Here is a 7002-nt window from a genome sequence, read left to right on the forward strand (position 1 = left end):
TGTCCCGTCCCATTCGACCTTCTCGCCAGGCACGTCGGTGACCAGGGGATAGGCAAATCACGGTGAACACGGCAGCTCACGAAATCCCAGGAGACGTTGTCGTCCAGGTTGACGCGTGTGCAGACGTCCCAGCCTTCGTTGTCGGCGGTTTCCGTTCGTGAGCGTCTGGGAGGGCGGGCACCTTCGAAGGAGGTCCAGACGGCCCGGCAAGGGCGAGTCACCGACGGATCAACGAGCTTCGGCCTGGGAAGCCGCCGCAGGCGGCTTCCCAGGCCGTGGTGGGAGCTCAGCCCGACCTCGCAACTATTCCGGAACGTTGGTGCTGTTCGGAGGATTGAATACGCAGAACTCGTTGCCCTCCGGGTCGGCAACGACGATCCAGCGAAAGCCGTGTTCACTGAGTTCTTCGGAGAGCTGCGCAGCGCCGAGTCGTTCGAGGCGACTGACCTCGGACGCTAAGTCCGCTGTGCCAAAGTCGAGGTCAAGGTGCATGCGGTTCTTGCCCTGTTTGAGTTCTGGCACGTGCTGTAGGAGAAGGGTTGGTGCAGGAGCGGGCGCGACCAGACTCAGGTAGGGCGGTCCGTGGAAGCCGCGCCGGTAGTCCAGTGGGGCGAGCGCGGCGAGCCAGAAGGCCGCTTGCGCTTCGGTGTCGACACAGTCCAGCGTCACAACGATCTGCATGGCGGAACGGTAGGCAGCCTGGTCCGCCCTGACAATCAATTTTCCGGCAGCACCCGAGGTGGCGCTGACGCTGTCCAGGCCCAAGCATCTACAAGTCCCATTGTCCCGTCCGGTTCTAGGTTTTCGATGCGGTGTGTCGTTGACCTGTGAATACGCAAGATGCAGCGAACGGCGTGACCTCGGAGGTCCGGGAAGACGTTGTCGCTCAGGGGGGAGGGCGACTGTCCGGCTCTATGTTGCGGATTGGCTGCGAATTGCTCCTGCGGAGGGAGGAGCGAAGGCCAGCAGATCGAATCCGGGCATGTAGTTGTTCAGCTCCCACATCGGGAGGCAGAGGTGCTCGGCGACATCGTGCGGAGTGAGCCCTTGTGCCTGAAGGGCCTTGAACACATTCGGCAGTAGAGCGCTTGTCTCCGACGTGGCGTGATCTTGACGGCTGAGCGAAGTCTGTTTGACCTGGGCGAGAGCTCGGCGGAAGTTCCACTCTTGTGTCAGGCCCAGCCCATGCAGGCGATGGGCCAGCGCCGTGGCGGGGACACCCCAGAGGCCTTTGGCCGTTGCGATTCTCTCGGGGGTTGCGTTGCGGAGCATGTGGGCCAAGAGCCCCGTGCGGGGCATCAGGAAGGCAGCGGCGAACCTATCGGTCTCTGTCTCAAAGGCGCGCCAGTCGATCTGACCAGTTGAGGGGCGGAGAACAAGGTGTCCAAGCGCGCGTGCGGCATCGAGCCGGTTGTCTGCGTCGGGCTGCTGAGATGTGAGGAAGATGAATGGTGTGCCGGTGTGGACAGCTGAGAATGAGCCGACGTCCGTGAATTCCAGGGGCAGTGAGAAGACGCGGATCCCGTTGGCTTCGAGGAGCGGGACCAGGCCCTGGATGGGGGCGTCCGCGAGGTACCAATGCGTGCGAACAGCCTCTGCGGCCTCCTCAGGGCTGCCCCCTTGAAAGCGGGGGACATTCGGTTGGGGGAGATGGAATCGGCTCTCCAGCCAGGGGTTGAGCGACGCGGCCAGCGTTGCGGAACTGAGTGCGCCGTCGCGCTGGCGGGATGCGAGCTTGGACGGCCTGCGCAGGTTCGCCCAGCCGTGCTGAATGGGGGCGGGCGCTGGGGCAGAGAAGAACGATACGGGGAAGCCGAGCGCAGCGGATAGAGAGGAGATCGAGCGCTGGGAGGGTTGCTGACGCTCGTTCTCGTAGGCGTTGAGCGAGGTGCTCGTGATCTTGCTGAGGCTGGCTAGCTGGTTGAGCGTCAGTGCGCGTCGCTGGCGCGCGAGGAGGAGCCGGCCAGGAATGAAGACGGGCATCAAAATGGGGCCGACATCGGGTTGGGAAGGCTCCGACGATGTACTTCTTGCTGCATCCAGCGCACGAGTGGGTGGCGACGGTCGCTGTCGTCGTGGACGTAACCGGGAGCGGCCCGGATCCGGATTTCGGTGACGAAGCGCTGCATGTCCGCTTCCTCGCCGGTGAAGGGCAGTCCCCGCAGTCGGGGTGAGGCAAGGAGCTCGGCCAAGGCGACGGTCTCGGGATAGGTGCAGGCCACGATCCTCGGGTCGTTCTCGTAGCCGTTCCACTGCGGACCGCAGCACACAGTCAGACGGTGTCGCCAAGGATGTTCGTCGGCGTAGTTCTCCCACCAGCGCCAGCCGAATTCGCTTGCTTCTCTTATGGCGAGGACGACGGCTTTCCATCCGTGGCGGAGAACGAGACGGTGGTAGCGGCGCTGGGCCTGCAACACATCGGGTAGGGAGCCGATATCGAACTGCTTCGCGCGGTCGGCGGTCCAGCGCCCGTGCTTGAGGCAGAGTTTGGTGCCGACCGGGACCCAGTGCCGAACTGGCATGACGACCCCCTTGGCCTTCGTGCACCAAGTGCACGCCTCTTGAGGGGTCCAGCCGGCTTGGACCAGCATCAGGCTGGCGGGTTTGAGAGCGTCCTCGGATGGTTGAAGGTCTGGCAAGGCCCGGAGTAGCCGCTCACGCGGCTGGCCGGACAGTGCGCTGATGCAGTCCAGCAGTGACAGATTTCCCGATGGGATCCAGGCGGCATTGTCGAGCTGTTCGTGGAGTAAGAGGTGTGAGATGTGGTTCGCGGTGGCCAAGCGACTTAGATAGGAGTCCCAGCATTCCCGGTGAAGGGGAGCCAGGGTGCGGGGCAGGGGCCGCAGGTGCCTCGTGGGTAGAGCAGAAATCACGCTGCGTCTCCGAGCCCCTCTTCTGTATCCCGTTTGGGCTGAGGACTGTCGGACTGCATGTTGTGGTCAACGGCGATGGTTTCGAGAAGGCGACGCGTGAGACGTTCGCTGCCGTTGGCGATCGCCGTGATCGCGGCGGCGCGGACCAGGTGGGAGAGGCTGCTGATGCTGCCTCCGGTGCGTGAGTGGAGGTACTTTGCCAGTTTGGCCAGCGTGCCTGGCTCGTGCAGGTGTAGGCGGAGGGCGTCCTCCATCGTGGCGATCATTGAACGCCACTCCGTGCTGTAGGGGAAATTCGCGGTGTACTGCATTACGCACCGGGCGGCGATCTGCTTGCCACGCACGCCGGTGAACAGTCCTTCCCGTTCGACGTTGATGCCGGCGTAGACGAACGTGGCGGGAATGTGCTCGGCAAAGTGCTTGAGGTGGTCGGACAGATCCTTCCCGCTGCTGGTGGCCAGATTGATGTTGTGGATCTCGTCGACCACCACCAGGTCGCACCGCGCCTCGGTCAGGATCTCGCAGACGGCGTCGGCGATGTCCATCTCGTTGTGTCGGCTTTTCAGTGGCAGTCCGAGGAAGTGCGCGAAGCGGACAGCGAGTTTGCGCGGAGAGCCATTGGGCGGAGCAGAGATATACACGACAGGAATGCGGTCGTGGTCGGGGAAACGCTGACGGACCCGGAGTTCATGAGCCCTCCCCAATTGCTTGATGGCAGTGGATTTCCCGGTGGCCCAAGGGCCGGAGACGATCAAGCCGCGGCGGGCACTGATCTCGCGCCGGTTGACCAAGGTCAGCAACCTGCCCTGATGCAGCACCTCGCGGACCGTCGGGGTCTCCACGATGATCAGTTCAGACGTGTAGTTGACACGGCACTCGTCGTACTCGTCCCGCTCCAGCTCGGACAAATCCCGCCAGTCGCGCTCTGGCAGCAAGGTGCAGGAGAGCGGGTCGTCGTTCACAAAACGACGCCAGCTCTCCAGAGTGGTTGTCGGCATCCGCCGGTCGTCCGGCATACCGAAGTCTTTGGTGCTTACCACCACTTTTTGGCCTCCTGTCGGGCATCGAACACTCGCAATGGCACAACCTCAGCGATGGCTCCGTCGTTGTCTTCTTCCGTTTCCGGCTCTGCCTGTACGGGCGTCGGCGAAGGCGTTTCCGGACGGGGCCAGGCCGACTGGCTAGTGGCGCGGGTGCGGGCGGCTGCCCGCTCGGAGCGTCGGCTGCGGGGCCGATTGTGAACTGGCGGGGCTTCGTTCTCCTCGACGGGGCCGGTGCCCGCCCGTTCCAGCAGATCCCCCACCGCCTCGGAGATCGCCTCTTCGGTCACCGTGGCGCCCTGCTTTTCGCGCAGGTCTCTGGAGGAGTGGTCCCAGGCCATTTCCCCGAACGGGACCGGCTGGGAAGACAACAGCCGCCAGGGGACCGTGATCCACGTGTCCTCGCGGTGATCGTGAAGCCAGACCACTCGGACGTCGTAAGGGTCGTGACGTACTTCCCACCGGTCCTTGTGGTCGGTCAGCCCGGACCTCTCCCGCCTCAGTGTGTTGAGCTCGTCGCAGTCGTAGAGCCGGTGCTTGATCTTGATCCCGTAGGAGTTGACCGCCTGCCAGCGTGTCGGCAGCAACTTCAGGTAGTCCTCGGCCGACAGTGCCAGCGGCAGGTAGCCGGCCGTCTCCACGAGAGCGGCGTACTTCTCGTTCGGCGAGAACGTCCGCCCCGGGGCCAGCGGGTCTCGCAAGCCGTCATGCGGCCGGTTCTGCCACTTGGCGGTGATCCACTCCTCCAGCAGTTCCTGTAACTGCGGCAGTGACCACAGCGGCTCGTCTTCGACCCGGCGCCCGCGGTGCTCGGCCGAACGACCGGTGTGCCCCGAGACGAATTGCGCGAACATAGTGGATACCGACCCCAGCGTGCGTTCGATGTGCGGCTTGTGCGTCGGCGTCCTGGGCGGCGCATGGATGACCTCGGTGCCGAACGCGTCGCAAGCCATGTGGAAGTTCTTCGACAAGAACGCCTTGCCACCGTCCACCACGATTGCCTCGGGAATGATCAGCGGGACTGCCGCCGCGTGCCGCAGCCGCTCGTCCAGTGCGAGCAACCGCTGGTAGGGCAGCACCGACCGCTCCATGCGCAGCGCTTCCGTCCAGCCGGGACGCATCGGCGCCGGCGTCACCGAGCGAGCCAGCAGCAAGGCAGCATCCACCGACTTCGTCGTCGGCCGCAGCACTGCCGCGGTGACCGTGCGCGTGGCGACATCGACCAGCCCGGTCAACTCGACTCTGCCGACCACGCCCCGGTCCAGGCGTACCAACGCGTCGAACGGGGTGGAGTCGATCTCCATCAACTCGCCCGGTCGGCAGACCGTCACCTGATCGAAGACGCCCTCGGGCTGGTTCGCCAGGGACCGGCGCGTCCGCGCCGACCCGGTGGTGTGACGGCCACGTTCCAGCCGCTGGAACAGCCGGTAGAACGCCGACCGCTTCGGCACTGCCTCCTGGCCGTACTTGTCCTTGACCGTCTTGCTGACACGCTCGAAGTAGTAGCTGACCGTCCGGGTCGAACCGCCCGTGGCCTGGCTCATCAACTGCTGCAACTCGTCCACGACTTCCGGCCTGAGCTTTCCGTGCACCGGCCGACGCGGCGCGTGCCGCCCGTCGACCATGCCCGCGATGCCCCGTTCCTGATGGCGGCGCCGCCGCCAGCGCATCGTGTGCGCACTGACCGGCCGACCCAACTCCACCGACAACTCGGCGGCCTTGGACGCCTCGCGCTCGGCCAACGTCCGCGTGGCAGGGTCGTACTCACGCCGCGGCAAGGCCCCCTGCGGGGCGTCCGGCAGCAGCCCCGTCCGCAGCTCGACCATGTGCCGGTGCCACCACAAGGCTTCCTCGGCCTGGCCGGGAGGGACGTGGTCCAGCAACCCCGTGGGCATCACCCTCCGGCTGCCGGAGCCGAGCACCTCGAAGCCGGGCGACATCATCAGCGTCGGCAGATGCATCGTGCTCGTCCCGCCCGCCTCGTCCGCGAGACGGACCAACATGCCCGACAGCCCGGCCACCGTCTGCACTGTGCCGTCGAACCGCACCCGGTCGCCAGGCCGGACCACCAACGGATTGCGCATCACCACGGCTCCACCCCCGCCCCTGACCCCCGGACCATGCAGTTGGGCCCCATGACCTGCGATTCCACCTCTGTAACCAGTGCCCCTCGCCAGAGCAGGTGGTAAAGCACCGGCAGCACCGCGACCCGGTCCCCGGCCGCCTCCGCCCCGGCGAACAGCGGCCTCGGCTCGCCGAACGCCTCCAGCAGCCGTCCGGCGGTCTCCTGCCGCCAACACCTGGGATGGCCGTAGCCCCGTAGCCAGCGCACGTTCGCCAGCAGAACGGGGCTGATCATCCCCACCCGCCTAAACGACCAGCCAGCCAATTCACAGACCCGCTCGGTCGCTGCGAACGCCTCGGCGTCGTCCAGCTCAATCCGGTCATCCGGACGGACATCGACCACCGTCCCGGTGCCGTCAGCAAGACGGAAGAAGAAGTCCGGGACGTGCCCCAGGCGCCCTCGGCGCGTAGGCCAAAACAGCCGGAACGGCTGCGACACCAGACCCGTCACCTGCGGATCGAAGTCCATCAGCATCGCGTGATCACGCTCCAGCCGCGACTCACACGCGAGAGCCCGGCGCATGGTCGTCGACCAGTAATCCCGGGTCACCGACCGCTGCCCGCCGTACGCACGCACCTTCCGCACCGGCGGCAGCGTCTCGAACCTTTCCGTCCACACCGCCGACAGCGGCTCACGACGGCGAACGCGGTCCGCATCGACGTACTCGACCTCGAAAACGCCGTGCCCTACATCGGCGAACGCCTCGACAGTCATCCGGCCCCCTCACCAGAGCGAACGCACAAGCCCTGATCACGAGAAAGCCATACAGCCCGCCAGCCAGCAACGAATCAGCGTCCAAACCGCCCCTGAGAGCGAAAACGAAGCGGGACGGACAGCAGTGAGCGACAAAGCACGGCGGGACGCCGAGCCCGGGTGCATGCGGCGGGCGGCAACATGCCCCGGGACGGACGGTGAACTGAACAACCTCACCTGGGACAGCGACAAGAAGACGAGGGACGGGACA

General features: G+C 65.6%; 6 protein-coding genes. All 6 read right to left on the reverse strand.

What is annotated here, in order from left to right; all coding sequences use genetic code 11:
* Positions 1-303: 303 nt before the first annotated feature.
* The 6 genes from ACZ68L_RS46385 to ACZ68L_RS46410 all read right to left on the reverse strand — a co-directional run bounded on the left by ACZ68L_RS46385 (position 304) and on the right by ACZ68L_RS46410 (position 6752).
* Positions 304-681 (reverse strand): VOC family protein, encoded by a 378-nt coding sequence (locus ACZ68L_RS46385; protein WP_360550806.1) that lies wholly within the window; start codon positions 679-681, stop codon positions 304-306.
* Between the two features lie 231 nt (positions 682-912).
* Positions 913-1983: an XRE family transcriptional regulator gene (locus ACZ68L_RS46390; protein WP_469590889.1), complete on the reverse strand. Its 1071-nt coding sequence runs from the start codon at positions 1981-1983 to the stop codon at positions 913-915.
* Entirely contained in the window at positions 1983-2780 is a 798-nt protein-coding gene (locus ACZ68L_RS46395) for a hypothetical protein (protein ID WP_469590890.1), read from the reverse strand. Before ACZ68L_RS46395 ends, ACZ68L_RS46390 begins: the two co-directional genes overlap by 1 nt.
* Before the next feature lie 89 nt (positions 2781-2869).
* Positions 2870-3916, reverse strand: a complete 1047-nt coding sequence (locus tag ACZ68L_RS46400) for a TniB family NTP-binding protein (RefSeq protein WP_469590892.1) — start codon at positions 3914-3916, stop codon at positions 2870-2872.
* A complete protein-coding gene (locus ACZ68L_RS46405) occupies positions 3907-5997 on the reverse strand; it encodes an integrase (protein ID WP_469590893.1) in 2091 nt (696 codons plus the stop codon). The genes ACZ68L_RS46400 and ACZ68L_RS46405 overlap by 10 nt, the downstream gene beginning before the upstream one ends.
* A complete protein-coding gene (locus tag ACZ68L_RS46410) occupies positions 5997-6752 on the reverse strand; it encodes a TnsA-like heteromeric transposase endonuclease subunit (RefSeq protein ID WP_469590895.1) in 756 nt (251 codons plus the stop codon). Before ACZ68L_RS46410 ends, ACZ68L_RS46405 begins: the two co-directional genes overlap by 1 nt.
* Between the last annotated feature and the right edge of the window lie 250 nt (positions 6753-7002).

It is taken from the genome of Streptomyces sp. NPDC104309 (assembly GCF_055584025.1).